Raw genomic sequence first — 18,585 nt, 5'->3', positions numbered from 1 at the left:
TCGACGTGCCGATGGGGGCTACTACTGCTCGTCGTGCGTGTCCGCGGCCTCGACCTCTTCACGGGTGACGCCCAGCAGATACAGGACCGTGTCCAGGAAGGGCACGTTCACAGCGGTGTGCGCGGCCTCCCGTACGACAGGCTTGGCGTTGAAGGCGACGCCGAGACCGGCCGCGTTGAGCATGTCCAGGTCGTTGGCGCCGTCGCCGATCGCCACCGTCTGGGCGAGCGGTACGCCCGCCTCCGCGGCGAACCGGCGCAGCAGCCGCGCCTTGCCCGCACGGTCGACGATCTCGCCGGTGACCCTCCCGGTGAGCTTGCCGCCGACGATCTCCAGGGTGTTGGCCTGCGCGAAGTCGAGCCCCAGCCGCTCCTTCAGATCATCCGTGACCTGGGTGAACCCGCCGGAGACCACGCCCACTTGGTACCCGAGCCGCTTGAGCGTACGGATCAGGGTCCGCGCCCCCGGCGTCAGCCGCACCTCGCTGCGCACCTTGTCCACCACGGACGCGTCGAGCCCCTCCAGGAGCGCCACGCGCGCGTGCAGCGACTGCTCGAAGTCCAGCTCCCCGCGCATCGCGGCCGCGGTCACCTCGGCGACCTGGTCCTCGCAGCCGGCGTGCGCCGCGAAGAGCTCGATCACCTCGTCCTGGATGAGCGTCGAGTCGACGTCCATGACGACCAGCCGCTGCGCGCGCCGGTGCAGTCCCGCCGCGACGACCGCCACATCGACACCCAGTGCCGCGGCGTCCGTCACCAGGGCGGTGCGCAGAGGCTCGGTCTCGACGCCGGACACCGCGAACTCGACCGCGGTGACGGGGTACTTGGCGAGGCGGAAGATGCGGTCGATGTTGCCGCCGGCGGAGGCGATCTTCGCGGCGATCCGGGCGGTCGCCTCCGCCGTGAGCGGGTGACCGAGGACCGTGACCAGTGAGCGTCCGAGGCCGCGCGGCCGGTTGTCGCCCCGCCCGGAGATGATCTCCGCCTGCATCTTCATCGACTCCGCCCAGCTGTGGACGGTGGCCCGCAGATCGCCCTCGAGCCCGTGGGCCGGCGGGGTCACGAGCGCGCACAGCGTGAGCCGGCCACGGGTGACCACCTGCTCGATGTCGACCACGTCGACGGAGTAGGCGGCGAGGGTGTCGAACAGGCCGGCCGTGATGCCCGGCCGGTCCTTGCCGAAGATCTTGACGAGGAGGGTGGGGACGTCAGAGGTCGAGGTCTGCGATGCGCTCATGGTGTACCCACCGTATCCGGCACCCAGTGCCGCCCGCCGCCGCGGTCCGCCTGCCGGACACGGAACAGTGGGTGTCGAGAGGATGTCCAAAGCCTTACGACCCGACCACGACCGCACCGAGGAGCACCGGCCGCCCCGGCTGCTTCGGCTGGGGGCGGGCGCCCTGGATGGCGTACGTGTGCCGGGGTCGGTTGCGTGGGGGCCGACGTGTTTGGCTTCGCGCTCCGGCTCGGCCGGCGGGAGGCGTAGGGGTGATCACTGCCCTGGGTGGCGTACATGTGCCGGGTCCGGTTGCGGCGAGGGCGGTGTATCCGGCTCAGCGTCTGCCCGCGGATGGCGGAAGCCATAGGGGTTGGCCAGGGCGGCCCCGGCGGTCCCCTCGGCCGTGGCGAAACTCGGCGGACGTCTCAGGCGGCATACGCACGTCGGACGGTTCGGCCGGCCAGAGGCCGGCGCGTCGGCCTCTGGCCGCCGTAGCGGTTCTCGGCGAGTGTGGTTTGCGGTGCGCTGGGCGGACGCCCGATCACCTCGGGGGCTCTGCGCCTGCCTCTGGTCGGAGGGAGTCGCAGAGGGACAGTTCCCACGCCGGCCGACGTGTGTGGCTCAGCGGTCGTCCTGCGGTCGCCCCGGAGGGGGCGGGGGCTGGGGTGGGGGCGGGCCCTCGTTCGGGCCGGGGTTCGGCCGGTTCCCGCGGCGGGGGCGGGGCGGGCTGTCCATCGGACGGGCCACCGTCGGGGCGCCGTACATGTCGCCGCTGCCGGTACCGGATGGCGGCGAGCCGGCGGGCGGCCGTCCGTGACCGGGAGCACTCGGCTCACCCTGCCGGTCCGGCCTTCGCGCGTCCTCCGGCTCCCGCAGCTCGTCCGGCAACTGCAGATACGGATTGGTGGTGGGGTTCGGCGCCCGGTACGGCGTACTGGGCGTGTACGGCCCCGACGCGCCCCCGGCGGCAGGCATCCCGCCCCCGGTTTCGGGCGCGAACACCCCCGTGGAACCGCCGCCCAGCGCCAGCGGTGCCGATCGCCGCCCCGCCGCGCCGCTCGCCCACGCCAGCAGCGCCCCGGCAGCCCCCGCTCCCGCACCCCACAGTGCTCCCAGCAGCAGCGCCATGCCGAGGTGCCCGTGCAACTCGACCCCGGCGCCGAACGCATCGAAGCCCAGCACCGACAGCGAGGCGTCCACCGACACCTCCGTCAGCCACGCGAGCAGCGGCAACGTCAGCGCCGTGACGATCCCCAGACACACCGCACACCGCCCGGCGAAGGCGAGGGCGCCCGGACCGGCCTGCGAAGCCCCGGCCCCCACCGGCGTCCGCACCGCGGCCAGCACCCCCGCCAGCAGCATCAGCACGGCGGCCGCCACCCCCAGCAGCCACACCCGCCCGTCCAGGTCCGCCAGCCGCGCCAGTGTCACCGACCGGTCGGTCTTCGCGGTGAGCAGGCCGTCCAGCGGATGCGGCAGGAACTTGGTCAGAACCCCCGTCGCCTTGCCGTCGAACGGCACGAACAGACCGATAGGGATGCCCAGCCAGGTGCCGTTGGGCGCACCCAGCAGCGTGGCACCGAAGATCCGCTTCGGATGGTCGTCACCGATCGCCGCGTACGCCCCCGCCGCGAACCCCGCCGCCACCGCCACCAGCATCACCGTGACGATCGCCGACGCCGCCGGCCGTACGACCCGGTGCACGGCCTCCCAGCCGCGCGGCAGGGGAGTGCGGCGCGAGGCCAGCAGTGCGATCAGCAGGATGCCGGCCGACCAGCCGAGACCGCCCACCAGCGTGGGCGCAGTGTCGACGGTGAAGCCGACCGCCGCCTTCGCGTGGATGAGGTTGCCGATGTTGTCGGGCAGCAGCCCGCCGATGTTCCCGATGTCGCCGAGACCGGGGATGCTGACGCCGCCCCCACCCCCGCCGCCTCCGCCGGGCAGTTTGTCGAGGCCCAGCGAACCGCCGTCGATGGTGATGACGTCGTGCCCCGCCCACGCGAGCCCGCCCAGCGTCGCCACGAACAGCGTCACCACCGCGCCCGCACGCGCGAGGAGTTCGGCCGGCGAGATCACAACTCCCGCCGCGCGCAAGGACCGCAGGAAGAACCACGAGAGCAGGAGCGCCCCGACCAGGCTCACCCCCAATGGCGTGATCGTGACGGCCGTATGCGCCTGCGCGCCTTTCAGGCCGAACGCGGACACGTCGCCGGACGGTGTGACCGAACCACCCGCCCCAAGTGCCACCACCGCCGCGGTCATCGGCCCGAGCGAGCCCGACGCGTCCGCCTCCAGCAGGTGCAGACCGAGTGCCGCCGTGCCCGCCATCCCGATCAACGCCCAGCTCACGGAGGCGATCGCGGACAGCAGGACGTCCCCCCACGGCACCCTCGTGCCGCTCCTGACGGACTCGACGCTCGACGACGTGCCCATGGAAGCGCTCATGGCAGACCCCCCGATCCGCGTTGCGGCACGGTGGCCGCGCATGTCCCCCTCGCGTGAATTACCACTCTCCGGGCCGTTTTCAACCCCGTCAACGGAACCAGCCGATGCGTATGTGCGTGGTGGTTCACAAGGCCCGACTTTCGGTCAGGGGGGCGAGCCTGAAATAGTTCCCGACGATGTTCGACATCCCTAGACTCCCTGTGTTGGGGGTAACTCGGGGGACTACTCAGTGGGGCATGGAGTGCCGGAACTCGTACTGGAATTGAATGGACGTACCTGGACGCTCGACCCGTCCAGGCCGTACACCCTCGGACGTGATCCGCAGGGGGACATCGTGCTCGACGACGCCAGAGTGTCCTGGCGTCACGCCACGATCAGCTGGGGCGGCCGCAGTTGGGTCATCGAGGACCAGGGCTCCACCAACGGCACGTTCGTGCAGGGGCAGCGGATCCATCACATGGAGATCGGACCCGGCTCCGCGGTGCACCTCGGCAACGCGACCGACGGCCCGCTGGTCAACGTCACCGGCGCGGCGGCCGGCGTGGCCTCGACGCGGGCTCAGCCCCAGCAGCAGCCGTACGCCGCACAGGGCGCCGGCCCCGGCTGGGCCCAGCAGACACCGCAGCAGCAGGCACCGCCCCAGCAGCAGGCCCCGCAGCCCGGCTGGCAGCAGCCGCAGCAGGCCGCCGCGGCGATCCCGCAGCAGCAGGGTCCCGGTGGTGGCGTGGGGGCGCCGCCGGTCTACGGCGACCGCAGCCCCACCACCTTCCACCAGTTCTCCATCGGCCGCGTGATGCGCATCGGCCGTGCCCTGGAGAACGAGCTGGTCGTCTCCGACCTGCAGGTCTCCCGGCACCACGCCGAGTTCCACTCGACGCCCGACGGCCGCATGGAGATCCGCGACCTGGGCTCGCACAACGGCACGTACGTCAACGGCCAGCCGATCGCGAAGGGCGGCTCGGCGCTGCTCGGCCCGACCGACGTCGTCGGCGTCGGCCACTCCACGTTCCGGATCGTCGGCGACCACCTCGAGGAGTTCGTCGACACCGGTGAGGTGTCCTTCTCGGCCCGCCACCTGACCGTCACGGTCGACGGCGGCAAGCAGATCCTCAAGGACGTCTCCTTCGGCGTCCCCGAGAAGTCGCTCATCGCGGTCATCGGGCCCTCCGGCTCCGGCAAGTCGACCCTGCTCAAGGCGCTCACCGGCTACCGCCCGGCCAACCAGGGCGACGTCCTCTACGACAACCGGAACCTGTACAAGCAGTTCGCCGAGCTGCGCCAGCGCATCGGTCTGGTCCCGCAGGACGACATCCTGCACAAGGAACTGACCGTCAAGAAGGCCCTCAAGTACGCGGCCAAGCTGCGCTTCCCCGCCGACACCACGGCCCAGGAGCGCGAGAACCGCATCGACGAGGTGCTGCGCGAGCTGAAGCTGGACATCCACAAGGAGAAGAAGGTCACCTCCCTCTCCGGCGGCCAGCGCAAGCGCGTCTCGGTGGCCCTGGAGCTGCTCACCAAGCCGTCCCTGATCTTCCTGGACGAGCCCACCTCGGGCCTCGACCCGGGCATGGACCGCGACGTCATGCAGCTGCTGCGCGGCCTCGCCGACGACGGCCGTACGGTCCTCGTCGTCACCCACTCCGTGGCCGAGCTGGCCCTGTGCGACAAGCTCCTGGTGATGGCCCCGGGCGGCGCCGTCGCCTACTTCGGCCCTCCCGAGGAGGCGCTGAACTTCTTCGGCTACGACACCTGGGCCGACGTCTTCTCCGCCTTCGAGAACTACCGCGACTACGACTGGGCCGGACGCTGGAAGGGCTCGCAGCACTACCAGATGTACGCAGCGGACATCGACGCCGTTGCACCACAGTCCGTACAGATGCCTCCGATGCAGGCGATGAAGCCGCCCAAGCCGCAGGGCTGGACGAGCCAGTTCGTCACCCTGGTGCGGCGCTACGTCTCGGTCATCGCCTCCGACAAGGGCTTCCTCGCCCTGACGGTGATCCTGCCGCTCGTCCTCGGCTCGGTGAGCCTGCTCATCGACTCCGGCAAGGACCTGTTGGTCAACACGGAGATCAACCCGACGACCCAGCAGCCCGTCCCGAACGGCACGGCCACCACCGTCCTGCTGATCCTCGCGGTCGGCGCCTGCTTCGCCGGTGCCGCCAACTCCGTCCGTGAGCTGATCAAGGAACGGGTCATCTACGAGCGGGAGCGCGCCACCGGCCTGTCCCGCTCCGCGTACCTGATGTCGAAGGTCTTCGTGCTCGGCTTCATCACCGTGCTGCAGGGCCTGATGGTCGGCATGATCGGCTTCGCCAGCCGGAAGATCCCGACGGAGGGCCTGGTCCTCAAGACTCTCCCGCTGCTCGAGCTCACCATCCCGATCATGGCCCTGGGCTTCACCTCGATGATGTTCGGCCTGATCATCTCCGCCCTGGTGAAGACATCCGAGAAGACCATGCCGCTGCTGGTCATGTTCGCGATCGTCCAGGTCGTCTTCACCGGCTGCCTGTTCGCCCTGAACGGCGCGATCGGCGTCAACCAGTTCTCGTACCTGATGCCCTCGCGCTGGGCCGTCGCCGCCGCGGGCACCACGCTCGACTTCAACCGGATCAGCCCGCCCGGCAAGGGCAAGCCCAACGACCCGCTCTGGGAGCACACCGTGGGTGCCTGGAGCATGGACATGATCGCCCTGATCGTGCTCGGTGTGATCTGCGCGTTCTTCGTGGCCCGCTTCCTGCGCCGCCACGAGCCGGAGGTCATGCGCAAGTAGTCCGTCCGCTACGACGCGCTCGTACGACGCCGAAGGGCGGCACCCTCAGTGGGTGCCGCCCTTCGGCGCTTGCGTGAAGAGGTCCGCGCCGACCTCAGTACGCGCTGTTGACGTTGTCGATCGAGCCGTACTTGTCGGCCGCGTAGTTGGCGGCGGCGGTGATGTTGGCGACCGGGTCGTAGATGTTCCAGGACGTGCCGGCCACGTGGTAGGCGCTGAAGGTCGGCGGGATGACCTGCAGCAGGCCCTTCGACGGGATGCCGTTGATGGCGTTGATGTCCCAGTTGTTGATGGCGCTCGGGTTGCCCGAGGACTCCCGCATGATGTTGCGGTACAGGCCGTTGTAGCTGCCCGGTATGCCCTTGGACTGCATGATGTCCAGCGCGTTCCTGATCCAGCCGTCGAGGTTGTTCGCGTAGGTCTTGGCGACCGGCTTGACCGCAGCACGCTGGGCGGCCCGGCTCGCGGCCTCCTTCGCCTGGCGCGCGGCCTCGGCCTGCTTCTTGGCCGCGGCTTCGGCCTGCTTCTTGGCTGCGGCTTCGGCTGCCGCCTTCTTCGCGGCGGCCGCGGCGGCGGCCTTCTGCTTGGCCTCGGCCTCGGCCTTGGCCTTGATGGCCTGGGCCTTCAGGCTGGCACCGGCGAGCTGGTCGGTGACGCTCGCCTTGACGTCCTTGATCTGATTGGAGCCGTACTCCACCTTGGCCGTCGAGAGGGTGGCCTCGTTCGTGGTCGTCTCGGCGTTGCTGGGCACCGCGGAGAACGCGAGAGCGGCGGCACCGAGGGTGGCCACACCGGCCATCGCGACCTTGTGGTGACGGGTCAGCGAGCGACTGAGACGGCGAATGTTGGTGTTCTTGAGCATGGCAGACGGACCTCTTCGAATAGCGCGGAGGTCGCTCTACGTCCGGCGGGGGACACGGGTCCTTCCCGCACAAACGCCGCGGGCAGAACCCGCGGCGCTGAGCGACGGCAGCCATTCTTAGCGGCCGCAAAATGTCGTGGCAAAGGTGTGACGTACGATCCCCGGTAGTGGATCGGGTGACGGCAAAAACGGACAGACTAGACCGTTCGCCCCGCTCATGAGGGGAGGGTCTGTCTCCTATCGCCCTTCGTACGTGATCTGCGCCCTATGCGCGGGCTCACACCGTCGCCACGGCAGTCTCACCATGGGTTGCTTGAGCAATGCACTGCGTAAGGGGCCTCCTACGGGAGGATGAGGTGCACGTCCCCGAACTCGTGCCACAGGTAGAGCCCGCGCAGCGCCTCCTCGTAGCTGCGGTCGACCGCGGCCCGCCCGGCGATCGCCTCCAGCATCAGCAGATGCGAGGCCTCCGGCTCGTGCAGCCCGGTCAGCAGCCCGTCCACCACCCGTACCCCGCGCTCCGGGGTGACAACCAGATCCGTCCACCCTTCACGCGCGCGTACGACGCCGTCCGGCCCCGCCGCCGACTCCACGGCCCGCACGGCCGTCGTCCCCACCGCGACCACCCGTCCGTCGCCCGCCCGCGCGGCATTGATCAGCCGAGCCGACGCCTCCGGCACGGAGAACCGCTCCGGATACGGCGGCTCGTGCGCCTCCGCCGAGGCCACCCCGGTGTGCAGGGTGATCGGTGCGAACTGCACACCCCGGCTCACCAGCTCCGCCACCAGCCGCGCCGTGAAGGGCCGCGCCGCACTCGGCATCTCCGCACTGCCCGTCCCATCGGCCGGCGGCAGCGCGAACACCGTCTGGTACACGGACAGCGGCTGGTCGCGCTCCGTATAGGAGTAGCGAATGGGCCGCCCGTGCTCCCGCAGCAGCCCGAGGACACCGGCCCCCGACACCCGCGCCCACCACAGCCGGTCGCCGCGCGCGCTCAGCGGCTCATCCAGGACCAGCCGCACGCCTCCGGGCAGCCGCACCTCCAGGCCCGCGGGCCCGCCCGCACGCGCGCGCGTGGTGCCCTTCCCGTCCGGATCCCGCAGCTCGACCGCCCACCGCCCGTCGTCCCCGCGCGTGGAGAAGTGCACCACCACGCGCGCGTGCCCGGCCTGCCCGTCCACGGCGGCGGCCAGCGTGGGCGAGGTGTTCACGACGAGTAGATCCCCGGCCCGCAGCAGCCGCGGCAGCTCCACGAACGCATGGTGCGACACCTCGCAGCCGCGCGACACGAGCAGCCGTACGGCATCGCGGTCGAGCCCCGCCCCGCGCTGCTCGACCGGGATCCGGGCCGACAGCTCCTCCGGTACGTGCACCGCCACCGTCATCGCTGCCCCTTCAGCAGCGCCGGAGCCGCATACCGGCCGCTCGCCGGACGCTCGTCCAGCAGCCGAAGGAACGCCGGCACCACACTCGCCGGTGCCGGCCGTGGATCACCGTCGTCCGGTACGGCCGCCTCATACAGGTCCGTGGCCATGTCCCCGGGGTCGACCGCCCAGACCCGCAGCCTCGGCTCCTCCTCGCCGAGCACCGCCGCAAGCTGGTCGAGGGCCGCCTTCGAGGCGCCGTAGCCGCCCCAGGTCCCATAGGCCTCGGCGGCGGCGTCCGAGCTGACCGCGATCACCGTGCCGGCCTCGGACGTCCGCAGCAGTGGCAGCGCATCCTGGACCAGGCCCAGCGCTGCCACCACGTTCACCTCCAGCGCGCGCCTGAACCCCTCCAGAGGCAGCTCCTCCAGCCGTACGAGCGGCTCGGCGCCCAGCGCGCTGGCGTTGTTCACCAGCAGATCGATGCCGCCCAGCTTCTCCGCGGCCGCCACCAGCTCCGCCCGGTGACCGGCGTCCGTGACGTCCCCGGGCACGGCGCTCACCCGCGTGCCGTATGCGGACACGGCCCCCGCCGCCTCGGTGAGGGCCCGCTCCGTCCTTGCGTCGAGCACCAGATCCCAGCCGCGCGCGGCCAGTGCCTCGGCAAACGCCCTCCCCAGCCCCTTTGAAGCCCCCGTGATGATCGCTACCGGCATGACACGTCCCCTCGTCTCGGCCGCCCGTCGATCGGCGGTGACCTCAACCTAGGAACGGCGCCACCCGCCCCGCCTCGGACGCGGGCCCCAACCCGCCGGGGCCCTTCGGACTAAGCCGCCCGTCCGGGGCCCCGGACCTAGTCCGCCCGCCCTAGGCCCACCGGCGCAGCCTCCGCCGTCACAGGTCCGATTCGCGTTGTCACGCCCCGCCGGTACCTTGAGGGCATGAGTCACGGCCCCCGGTCCGGCCTCACCGCGGTGAGTTCCGCGCTGCTGGCCATGAGCAGGCACCTCGAGGTGCGCGACGTCCTCAAGACGATCGTCGCCTCGGCCCGCGAGCTGCTCGACGCTCAGTACGCCGCCCTCGGCGTCCCCGACGACCACGGCGGCTTCGCCCAGTTCGTGGTCGACGGCGTGAGCGACGCGCAGTGGAAAGCCATCGGCCCGCTCCCGCGCCAGCACGGCATCCTCGCCGCGATGCTGCGGGAAGCGAAGATCGAGCGCCTCGCCGACGTCCGCAAGGACCCCCGCTTCGAGGGCTGGCCCTCCGCCCACCCCGACATGTCCGACTTCCTGGGCCTGCCCATCAGGGACGGCGACGAGGTCATCGGCGCCCTGTTCCTGGCCAACAAGCTGCGCCCTGTGGGAGGAAACCCCCCACAACCCCCGTGCCCCAAGCCGGACGGAAGGTGCGGTTTCACCGAGGAGGACGAGGATCTGCTCGCCATCCTCGCCCAGCACGCCGCGATCGCCCTCACCAACGCCCGCCTGTACGAGCGCAGCCGCGAGCTGACCATCGCCGAGGAGCGCTCCCGGCTCGCCCACGAGCTGCACGACGCGGTCAGCCAGAAGCTCTTCTCGCTGCGCCTGACCGCACAGGCCGCCGCCGCCCTCGTCGACCGCGACCCCTCCCGCGCCAAGGGCGAGCTGCAACAGGTGGCCGCGCTCGCCGCCGAGGCCGCCGACGAACTGCGCGCCGCCGTCGTGGAGCTGCGCCCCGCGGCCCTCGACGAGGACGGCCTGCTCGCCACCCTGCGCACCCAGATCCAGGTCCTCGACCGAGCCCACACCGCGCGGGTGACCTTCGACAGCCGTGGCGTGCGCGCCCTGCCCGCCGCTCAGGAGGAGGCCGTCCTGCGCGTCGCCCAGGAGGCCCTGCACAACGCCCTGCGGCACGCCGGGGCGCAGCACGTGGACGTGACCCTGTCCCGGCGCGAAGGCGGAACGGTCCTCCGCGTCACGGACGACGGCAGCGGCTTCGACCCGAAGTCGATACGCCGCGCGGGACGCCACCTCGGCCTGGTGTCCATGCGGGACCGCGCAAGCGGGGTCGGCGGTGTGCTGACCGTGGAGTCGGCGCCCGGAAAGGGCACCATGATCGAGATGGAGGTCCCCGGTGGCTGACGCAATCAAGGTGCTGCTCGTCGACGACCACCAGGTGGTCCGCCGCGGTCTGCGCACGTTCCTCGAAGTGCAGGACGACATTCAGGTCGTGGGCGAGGCGGCCGACGGCGCCGAAGGAGTCGCCCGAGCCGAGGAACTGCAGCCCGACGTCGTGCTGATGGACGTCAAGATGCCCGGCATGGACGGCGTGGACGCCCTGCGCAAGCTGCGCGAGCTGAACAATCCCGCGCGCGTCCTGATCGTCACCAGCTTCACCGAACAGCGCACGGTGGTCCCAGCCCTGCGCGCGGGCGCCGCCGGATACGTCTACAAGGACGTGGACCCGGACGCCCTGGCCGGCGCCATCCGCTCCGTCCACGCCGGGCACATCCTGCTCCAGCCCGAGGTCGCGGGCGCCCTGCTGTCCCAGGAGGAGGCCAACTCGGGCCAGGGGCGAGGCGGTTCGCTCACGGAACGGGAGCGCGAGGTGCTCGGCCTGATAGCGGACGGCCGCTCGAACCGGGAGATCGCGCGCGCCCTCGTCCTGTCCGAGAAGACCGTGAAGACCCACGTCTCGAACATCCTGATGAAACTCGACCTGGCGGACCGCACGCAGGCGGCCCTGTGGGCCGTCCGCCACGGTGTGACCGGCTGAAACACGCCGCGCGCCGGGACGCCGCGGCAATACGGAGGGTTCCGTTCCGGACTGAGATTCATACCGTCGTGGGAATGTCCCCCGGATGGCGCATCCTCCGTGGATCTCCGCCGTTCTTCAGTGCGTGCTGCGGCGATTGCCGCAGCAACCGCTAGGGAGGGCTTGGAAAGTGAAGAACCTGAAGAAGGCAGCGGCTGTGACGATGGTGGCCGGCGGTCTGCTCGCCGCTGGAGCCGGCATGGCCTCCGCCACCAACGGCGGCGCGCACGCCGACGGGACGGCCGTGGGCTCGCCCGGCATCCTCTCGGGCAACGTGGTCCAGGCCCCGGTGCACGTCCCGGTGAACGTCTCGGGCAACAGCGTGAACGTCGTCGGCGTGCTGAACCCCGCCTTCGGCAACCTGGCCGTCAACCACTGACACAGGCCACATCGCATGCACTGACTCCGGCCTCCCGGGCATCCCGGGAGGCCGGTCAGTTTTTTCACGGTGCCGGTCGGAATTTGTCTTTCAGCCCGTCCGGCGTTCGAGGACGAGGCCGTTCAGGCCGAAACGGGGGGCCTGGGGGCAGAGCCCCAGACGCGACGACAACCGCCGGTCACAAATGCGCCGCCGCTCACCGCACCCCCCGCTCCCGCTCCTCCACAACGGAGTTGTACGCGGCGACCTGCGCCCGCCGAGCCGTCCGCTCCACCGGCCGCAGAGCCTCGGCCCGCGCCCCCATCTCACCGGCGCTCACCGCACCCCCGTGCCCGTTGCCGTAGGCGAGGTCGATCAGCACTCCCACCCGCTGCGCCAGCTCCAGCACCCGCACCGCCCGCGGCGGATAACCCGGCGCCAGCACCTCCCGCCCCCGCTCGGCCCGCGCCCGGTACGCATCGATCGCCGCCTCCGCCACCGGCCCCGACCCGGCCACGTCCAGCCGCGACAGCACCTCCGTCGCCTCCCGCAACGCCTCCGCCAGTTCCCGCTCGGCCTCACCCAGCGAGGGCACATCGGCCGGCGGAGCCTCCCGCACCGGCAGGCAGTGCCACACGACCTCCACATGCACATCGCCGTCGGGCCCGGCCTCGTACACCTCGGGCACCAACCCGAACGCGGCGCCATGACAGACCACCGCCTCTTCCGCGTCCATCGCCCGCGCATTGAACTCCGGCGGCCCGCTCAGCCCCAGCGGATGCCCCGGCGCGGGCAGCGCGACCCGCAGCCCCGTGGCACCGAGCGCCCGCAGCCGGCCCAGCGCCAGCGTGAGCCCGACAGGAGCCGACTCACCGGGCAGCCCCTCCATGCGATGCACGGCATCGTCCCCGACGATCGCCAGCACGGCGTCGTCCGGCGAGACAAGTCCGACCAAAAGGGCGTTTCCCCATGCGGCAAAGCGTCCTGAACGCGGTTCCGAGAGCATGCCCCCACCCTAAGGACCGGACCGATGGAATGGGCCGGGCGGCCGGTGGCGTAGATTTCATCGAGGGCTGCGCCCGAAAGCGCGCACGCGACAGCCGAGACGCCGAGACCGGTCACACTGCAAGGGGAGACAACGCGCTCATGAGCGATGTTCTGGAGCTTCAGGACGTATCCGTGGTCCGTGAGGGCCGGGCTCTGGTGGACCAGGTCTCCTGGTCGGTCAAGGAAGGCGAGCGCTGGGTCATCCTCGGCCCCAACGGCGCCGGCAAGACGACCCTCCTGAACGTCGCCTCCAGCTACCTCTTCCCCAGCAACGGCAGCGCCACCATCCTCGGCGAGACCCTCGGCAAGGTCGACGTCTTCGAGCTGCGCCCCCGCATCGGCATGGCCGGCATCGCCATGGCCGACAAGCTCCCCAAGCGCCAGACCGTCCTGCAGACCGTCCTCACCGCCGCCTACGGCATGACCGCCGGCTGGCACGAGGACTACGAGGACATCGACGAGCAGCGCGCCCGCGCCTTCCTCGACCGCCTCGGCATGACCGAGTACGTGGACCGCAGGTTCGGCACCCTCTCCGAGGGCGAGCGCAAGCGCACCCTCATCGCCCGCGCCCTGATGACCGACCCCGAACTCCTCCTTCTCGACGAGCCCGCCGCCGGTCTCGACCTCGGCGGCCGCGAGGACCTGGTCCGCCGTCTCGGCCGCCTCGCCCGCGACCCGATCGCCCCTTCGATGATCATGGTCACCCACCACGTCGAGGAGATCGCTCCCGGTTTCACCCATGTCCTGATGATCCGCCAGGGCAAGGTCCTCGCCGCCGGCCCGCTGGAACTCGAGCTCACCTCCCGCAACCTCTCCCTCTGCTTCGGCCTCCCGCTCGTCGTCGAACAGGTCGGCGACCGCTGGACCGCTCAGGGCCTGCCGCTGTCCTGACTGTGTGAAGCCCGCGCGAAAACACGGGTAAGAAGCCCACCCAGCCACATCGCGCCCTGTCGGAGGCAGGACCCGCGGTCCTACCATGACCACGTGAACGACATCGACGCATGGGTGTGGTGGCTCGTCGGCGCGGCTGCGCTCGGAATCCCGCTCGTGGTGACCGCGATGCCGGAGTTCGGCATGCTCGCAGTGGGCGCCGTCGCCGCCGCGGTCCTAGCCGGACTGGGCTTCGGCGTCGTGGCGCAGGTGCTCACCTTCGTCGTCGTCGCGGTCGCCCTCATCGCCGTCGTACGGCCCATCGCTCTCCGGCACAGCGCCCAACGCCCCCAACTCGCCACAGGCATCGAGGCGTTGAAGGGCAAGCAGGCCGTCGTGCTCGAGCGCGTCGACGGCTCCGGAGGCCGGATCAAGCTGGCTGGCGAGGTCTGGTCGGCGCGCTCGCTCGACGCCGACAGCGCCTACGAAGTGGGGCAGGAAGTGGATGTCGTGGAGATCGAAGGGGCCACCGCGATCGTCATCTGACCTCGTAGGACTCAACTGAAGCGAACAGCCCACGAGTTGTGCGAGGGTCTGTCAGACTCGACCAGCAAGATCTTCAACAACCATAAGATCTTCCGAAAGCGCCGAGGCGGAGAAGGGTACGGGGAACGACGATGGAACCGGTCATCATCGTCCTGATCATTCTGGTGGTGTTGGTCTTCATCGCCCTGATCAGGACCATCCAAGTCATCCCACAGGCCAGCGCCGCCATCGTGGAGCGCTTCGGCCGCTACACGCGGACACTCAACGCGGGCCTCAACATCGTGGTCCCGTTCATCGACACGATCCGCAACCGCATCGACCTCCGCGAGCAGGTCGTGCCGTTCCCGCCGCAACCGGTGATCACCCAGGACAACCTGGTCGTCAACATCGACACGGTCATCTATTACCAGGTGACCGACGCCCGGGCCGCGACGTACGAAGTCGCCAGCTACATCCAGGCGATCGAGCAGCTCACCGTCACCACACTCCGCAACATCATCGGTGGCATGGACCTCGAGCGGACCCTGACCTCCCGCGAGGAGATCAACGCGGCTCTGCGCGGCGTCCTCGACGAGGCCACCGGCAAGTGGGGCATCCGCGTCAACCGCGTCGAGCTCAAGGCCATCGAACCGCCCACCTCCATCCAGGACTCGATGGAGAAGCAGATGCGCGCCGACCGTGACAAGCGCGCCGCGATCCTCACCGCCGAAGGTACGCGCCAGGCCGCCATCCTCACCGCCGAAGGTGAGAAGCAGTCCCAGATCCTGCGCGCCGAGGGTGAGGCCAAGGCGGCCGCCCTGCGCGCCGAGGGCGAAGCCCAGGCGATCCGCACGGTCTTCGAGTCCATCCACGCCGGCGACCCCGACCAGAAGCTCCTCAGCTACCAGTACCTCCAGATGCTCCCGAAGATCGCCGAGGGCGACGCCAACAAGCTCTGGATCGTCCCCAGCGAAATCGGTGACGCCCTCAAGGGCCTCTCCGGAGCCATGGGCAACTTCGGCCCGTTCGGCGGCAACTCGGGCGGCGGAGGCTCGGAGAAGGCTCCGGAACGCCGAGAGAAGCCGTCGATCGACTGACGCGCCCTGTACGACACCGGGGCTCACCTCCGACGGAGATGAGCCCCGAGTCCTGAGTACGGCCTAGGCGGCGGGCTGGGCCAGCCAGTCCGGAAGCGCCTCGAAGTCCTCACTGCCGAGCGTCAGCAGCATCGCGTCCTGAGGCGTCGGCTCGAACGGCTGCCGCAGCAACGGCATACCCGCCTGCTCCGGAGTCCGGTCCGCCTTACGGTGGTTGTCCTCCGCGCACGAGGCCACCGTATTCAGCCACGAGTCCTGACCACCCTGCGCCCTCGGCACCACATGGTCCACCGTGGTCGCCCGCCGACCGCAGTACGCGCACCGGTGCCGGTCCCTGACCAGTACACCCCGCCTCGACCACGGCGCTTGTCTTCGGAACGGCACCCTCACGTACCTGCACAGCCGGATCACCCGGGGCACGGGTATGTTGACCGCGGCTCCACGCATGCGCAGTTCGGGATGGGCCTGCTCGACAACGGCCTTGTCCTGCAGCACCAGAACGACGGCTCGATTCAACGTCACCGTCGACAGCGGCTCGAAGCTCGCATTCAGTACCAGCGTGTCCCGCATCCCAGCCCACCTCCCGTGCAGTCGGCCCACCCCCTGGCGGGCTTGGATCAACTCTGGCCGGGCACGCCGAGATGGACAACGCAATAAAAACTGCCCGCCCCTGATCAATTCCAAGACCAGAGGCGGGCAAACGTTCCATGAACGTCAGTCTTCGGCGGGGACCTCGTACTCACCGATCAGCTGGGCACGCGCGATCGCGTGGAAGCGCAGATTGAACCCGATGACGGCGGGAGAGACATCGGAGTCCGGGCCCAACTTCTCCTGATCCACGGCGTACACCGTGAACACATACCGGTGCGGCCCGTCCCCGGGCGGCGGAGCGGCCCCGCCGAAGTCCTTGCTCCCGTAGTCGTTGCGCACCTGCACGGCACCCTCGGGCAGCCCCTCGAACTTGCCGCTGCCCGCACCGGCCGGCAGCTCGGTCACCGAGGCCGGGATGTCGAAGACGGTCCAGTGCCAGAACCCGCTGCCCGTAGGGGCGTCCGGGTCGTAGCAGGTCACGGCGAAGCTCTTGGTCTCGGCAGGGAAGCCCTCCCACCGCAGCTGCGGCGAGGTGTTGCCGCCCGCGTAGACCTGAGCGTCCTTGAGCGTGGCGCCCTCCTCGACGTCCTCACTCGTCACCGTGAACGACGGCACGGGCGGATGGAAGTCATGGGGGAGCGGCCGCCGCTTGAGCTCGGTCACCTCGGTACCTCCTGATCGATGGCGGAATCAGCAGTTCCGAGCCTAGAACCAGTTGCGCTTGCTGCCGACCTCGGACAGCCACTGGTTGAGGTACGCCGCCCAGTCGGTCCCGTAGAAGTCCTGCAGACCCACCTGGAAGGACCGGAACGTGTCACTGCCCTCGCTGAACAGACCGGGCTTCTTGTCCATCTCCAGGATGACGTCCATGGCGTGCTCGTCGGCCACAAAGCTCAACTCGACCTGGTTCAGACCGCGGTACTGAGACGGCGGGAAGAACTCGATCTCCTGGTAGAAGGGCAGCTTCTGCCGCGTACCCCGGATGTGTCCGCGCTCCATGTCCGCGTTCTTGAAGCGGAAGCCCAGCTGGATGAACGCGTCCAGGATCGCCTTCTGCGCCGGCAGCGGGTGCACATTGATCGGGTCCAGGTCACCGGAGTCGATGGCCCGCGCGATCGCCAGCTCCGTGGTCACACCGATGTTCATCCCGCGCAGCGCCTGCCCGTCGATCATCGTGACCGGCGTCTCCCACGGGATCTCGAGCCCGAACGGCACCGCGTGAACGGCCCCGGCCTGCAGCTCGAAGGCGCCACCGAGCTGCACCTTGGTGAACTCGATGTTCTGCTTGTACTCCTCGTCGCCGCTCTCGACCTCGACCCGCGCCTGCAGACCGACGGACAGGCCCTCGACGTCCTGGTTCACGGACCCGCCCTGGATCCGCACCTCACCCTGGACGACGCCGCCCGGAACGACGTTGACCTCGGTCAGCACCGTCTCGACCGAAGCCCCGCCGGCCCCCAGGCTCGCGAGCAGCTTCTTGAACGCCATGTCTCTCCCTCTACGTGTGGACCCTTGATCCCTACAAACGTGATCCGGGCACGGCCGGTTCCGCCCCACACCCTGGCAAGGAGAGGGAACCTTGACCAGTCCTTGGTCTCCACCCGTCTGGACTAGGCTCGTGCCCCATGATCGCGCCACCGGACCGTACGCCACTCCCCAGGGAGTTCTTCGACCGCCCCGTCCTGGAAGTCGCCCCCGACCTCCTGGGCCGCATCCTCGTTCGTACGACACCGGACGGTCCGATCGCCCTGCGCCTCACAGAGGTCGAGGCCTACGACGGCCCGAACGACCCCGGCTCCCACGCCTATCGCGGCCGCACGGCCCGAAACGGTGTGATGTTCGGTCCGCCCGGGCACGTATACGTCTACTTCACCTACGGCATGTGGTTCTGCATGAACCTGGTGTGCGGCCCCGAAGGCAGGGCGAGCGCGGTCCTGCTCCGGGCCGGCGAGGTCATCGAGGGCGCCGAGCTCGCTCGTAAACGTCGACTCTCGGCCCGAAACGACAAGGAACTGGCCAAAGGGCCCGCACGTCTGGCCACAGCCCTGGACGTGGCCCGCGACCTCGACGGTACGGACGCGTGCGCCCCGGGAGACACCCCCTTGCGGATCCTGACAGGCACCGCCGTCACCTCCGACCAGGTACGCAACGGTCCACGCACCGGTGTGGCAGGTGACGGGGGCGTGCACCCGTGGCGCTTCTGGATCGCCAACGACCCGTCGGTGAGCCCTTATCGGGCCCACGTTCCCAGGCGCCGCTCAAGTTGACGCGCCCTTGGAAGGTGCGTAAGGTAGCCCGAGCCGCTTGACCCGGGTACGGCAATCGCCAGCAGCCGGAAGCGGCCAAACCACTACCTACGATCGCCCCTCGACAGGGTCGAATTTCGGTGTGCCCGCATGCCTGAATTCGGACTCGCGGAACTCGATTATGAGTTGGCCGGGAGAATCGGTTAACGTAGTGAATGCCGAAAGGCCCCGCCGACAGGGAATCAGGCCCGAAAGGATCTGATAGAGTCGGAACCGCCGAAAAGGGAAACGCGAAAGCGGAAACCTGGAAAGCGCCGAGGAAATCGGATCGGGAAACGGTCTGATAGAGTCGGAAACGCAAGACCGAAGGGAAGCGCCCGGAGGAAAGCCCGAGAG

At 69.9% G+C, this 18,585-nt stretch carries 17 protein-coding genes; 8 read left to right on the top strand and 9 right to left on the bottom strand.

Going from position 1 to position 18,585, the window contains the following annotated elements:
- Positions 1-21: 21 nt before the first annotated feature.
- Entirely contained in the window at positions 22-1,236 is a 1,215-nt protein-coding gene (gene serB / locus AB0N07_RS40820; protein WP_365844215.1) for a phosphoserine phosphatase SerB, read from the bottom strand.
- A gap of 603 nt (positions 1,237-1,839) precedes the next feature.
- Complete coding sequence (locus AB0N07_RS40815; protein WP_365844213.1) at positions 1,840-3,663, bottom strand: streptophobe family protein; 1,824 nt, start codon at positions 3,661-3,663, stop codon at positions 1,840-1,842.
- Positions 3,664-3,904: 241 nt separating this feature from the next.
- Here AB0N07_RS40815 and AB0N07_RS40810 point away from each other — a divergent pair, with 241 nt between their 5' ends.
- Positions 3,905-6,436 (top strand): FHA domain-containing protein, encoded by a 2,532-nt coding sequence (locus tag AB0N07_RS40810; RefSeq protein WP_365844212.1) that lies wholly within the window; start codon positions 3,905-3,907, stop codon positions 6,434-6,436.
- 94 nt (positions 6,437-6,530) lie between these two features.
- On the opposite strand, the gene AB0N07_RS40805 is transcribed toward AB0N07_RS40810, so the two are convergent.
- From AB0N07_RS40805 to AB0N07_RS40795, 3 genes are all read right to left on the bottom strand, one after another.
- Positions 6,531-7,298 (bottom strand): transglycosylase SLT domain-containing protein, encoded by a 768-nt coding sequence (locus AB0N07_RS40805; protein ID WP_365844211.1) that lies wholly within the window; start codon positions 7,296-7,298, stop codon positions 6,531-6,533.
- 341 nt (positions 7,299-7,639) lie between these two features.
- Positions 7,640-8,683 carry an S-adenosylmethionine:tRNA ribosyltransferase-isomerase gene (locus AB0N07_RS40800; protein WP_365844209.1) on the bottom strand — a complete coding sequence of 348 codons (1,044 nt, stop codon included), beginning with the start codon at positions 8,681-8,683 and terminating at the stop codon, positions 7,640-7,642.
- Positions 8,680-9,378, bottom strand: coding sequence for an SDR family oxidoreductase (locus AB0N07_RS40795; protein ID WP_365844207.1), 699 nt, complete (start codon positions 9,376-9,378; stop codon positions 8,680-8,682). The genes AB0N07_RS40800 and AB0N07_RS40795 overlap by 4 nt, the downstream gene beginning before the upstream one ends.
- 225 nt (positions 9,379-9,603) lie before the next feature.
- On the opposite strand from AB0N07_RS40795, the gene AB0N07_RS40790 reads away from it, so the two are divergent.
- The 3 genes from AB0N07_RS40790 (at position 9,604) to AB0N07_RS40780 (ending at position 11,834) form a co-directional block, all read left to right on the top strand.
- Positions 9,604-10,782, top strand: a complete 1,179-nt coding sequence (locus tag AB0N07_RS40790) for a GAF domain-containing sensor histidine kinase (protein ID WP_365844205.1) — start codon at positions 9,604-9,606, stop codon at positions 10,780-10,782.
- Positions 10,775-11,416 carry a response regulator transcription factor gene (locus AB0N07_RS40785; protein ID WP_365844203.1) on the top strand — a complete coding sequence of 214 codons (642 nt, stop codon included), beginning with the start codon at positions 10,775-10,777 and terminating at the stop codon, positions 11,414-11,416. The genes AB0N07_RS40790 and AB0N07_RS40785 overlap by 8 nt, the downstream gene beginning before the upstream one ends.
- 169 nt (positions 11,417-11,585) lie before the next feature.
- The gene (locus AB0N07_RS40780; protein WP_365844201.1) at positions 11,586-11,834 is read left to right on the top strand and encodes a chaplin; all 249 of its coding nucleotides are present in this window, start codon (positions 11,586-11,588) and stop codon (positions 11,832-11,834) included.
- Positions 11,835-12,030: 196 nt separating this feature from the next.
- Here AB0N07_RS40780 and AB0N07_RS40775 read toward each other — a convergent pair whose 3' ends face one another.
- Positions 12,031-12,819, bottom strand: coding sequence for a hypothetical protein (locus AB0N07_RS40775; protein WP_365844199.1), 789 nt, complete (start codon positions 12,817-12,819; stop codon positions 12,031-12,033).
- Between the two features lie 140 nt (positions 12,820-12,959).
- Between AB0N07_RS40775 and AB0N07_RS40770 the strand changes: the two genes are divergently transcribed.
- The 3 genes from AB0N07_RS40770 to AB0N07_RS40760 all read left to right on the top strand — a co-directional run bounded on the left by AB0N07_RS40770 (position 12,960) and on the right by AB0N07_RS40760 (position 15,352).
- A complete protein-coding gene (locus tag AB0N07_RS40770; protein WP_115908975.1) occupies positions 12,960-13,751 on the top strand; it encodes an ABC transporter ATP-binding protein in 792 nt (263 codons plus the stop codon).
- 93 nt (positions 13,752-13,844) lie between these two features.
- Positions 13,845-14,276 carry an NfeD family protein gene (locus tag AB0N07_RS40765; RefSeq protein ID WP_365844197.1) on the top strand — a complete coding sequence of 144 codons (432 nt, stop codon included), beginning with the start codon at positions 13,845-13,847 and terminating at the stop codon, positions 14,274-14,276.
- 131 nt (positions 14,277-14,407) lie between these two features.
- Positions 14,408-15,352, top strand: coding sequence for an SPFH domain-containing protein (locus AB0N07_RS40760; RefSeq protein ID WP_099927853.1), 945 nt, complete (start codon positions 14,408-14,410; stop codon positions 15,350-15,352).
- A gap of 63 nt (positions 15,353-15,415) precedes the next feature.
- Here AB0N07_RS40760 and AB0N07_RS40755 read toward each other — a convergent pair whose 3' ends face one another.
- The 3 genes from AB0N07_RS40755 to AB0N07_RS40745 form a co-directional block, all read right to left on the bottom strand.
- Positions 15,416-15,922: an HNH endonuclease gene (locus AB0N07_RS40755; protein ID WP_365844194.1), complete on the bottom strand. Its 507-nt coding sequence runs from the start codon at positions 15,920-15,922 to the stop codon at positions 15,416-15,418.
- 144 nt (positions 15,923-16,066) lie between these two features.
- Positions 16,067-16,606, bottom strand: a complete 540-nt coding sequence (locus AB0N07_RS40750) for a YbhB/YbcL family Raf kinase inhibitor-like protein (RefSeq protein ID WP_365844192.1) — start codon at positions 16,604-16,606, stop codon at positions 16,067-16,069.
- A gap of 42 nt (positions 16,607-16,648) precedes the next feature.
- On the bottom strand, positions 16,649-17,431 hold the full coding sequence (locus tag AB0N07_RS40745) for a sporulation protein (RefSeq protein ID WP_365844190.1): 783 nt from the start codon (positions 17,429-17,431) through the stop codon (positions 16,649-16,651).
- A gap of 137 nt (positions 17,432-17,568) precedes the next feature.
- Here AB0N07_RS40745 and AB0N07_RS40740 point away from each other — a divergent pair, with 137 nt between their 5' ends.
- Positions 17,569-18,210, top strand: coding sequence for a DNA-3-methyladenine glycosylase (locus tag AB0N07_RS40740; protein WP_365844188.1), 642 nt, complete (start codon positions 17,569-17,571; stop codon positions 18,208-18,210).
- Positions 18,211-18,585: the final 375 nt, after the last annotated feature.

This window comes from Streptomyces sp. NPDC051172, assembly GCF_040682555.1.
Classification (GTDB): Bacteria; Actinomycetota; Actinomycetes; order Streptomycetales; family Streptomycetaceae; genus Streptomyces.
The sequence above is the reverse complement of the archived record's forward strand: the minus strand, read 5'-3'. Positions and strand labels throughout refer to the sequence as shown.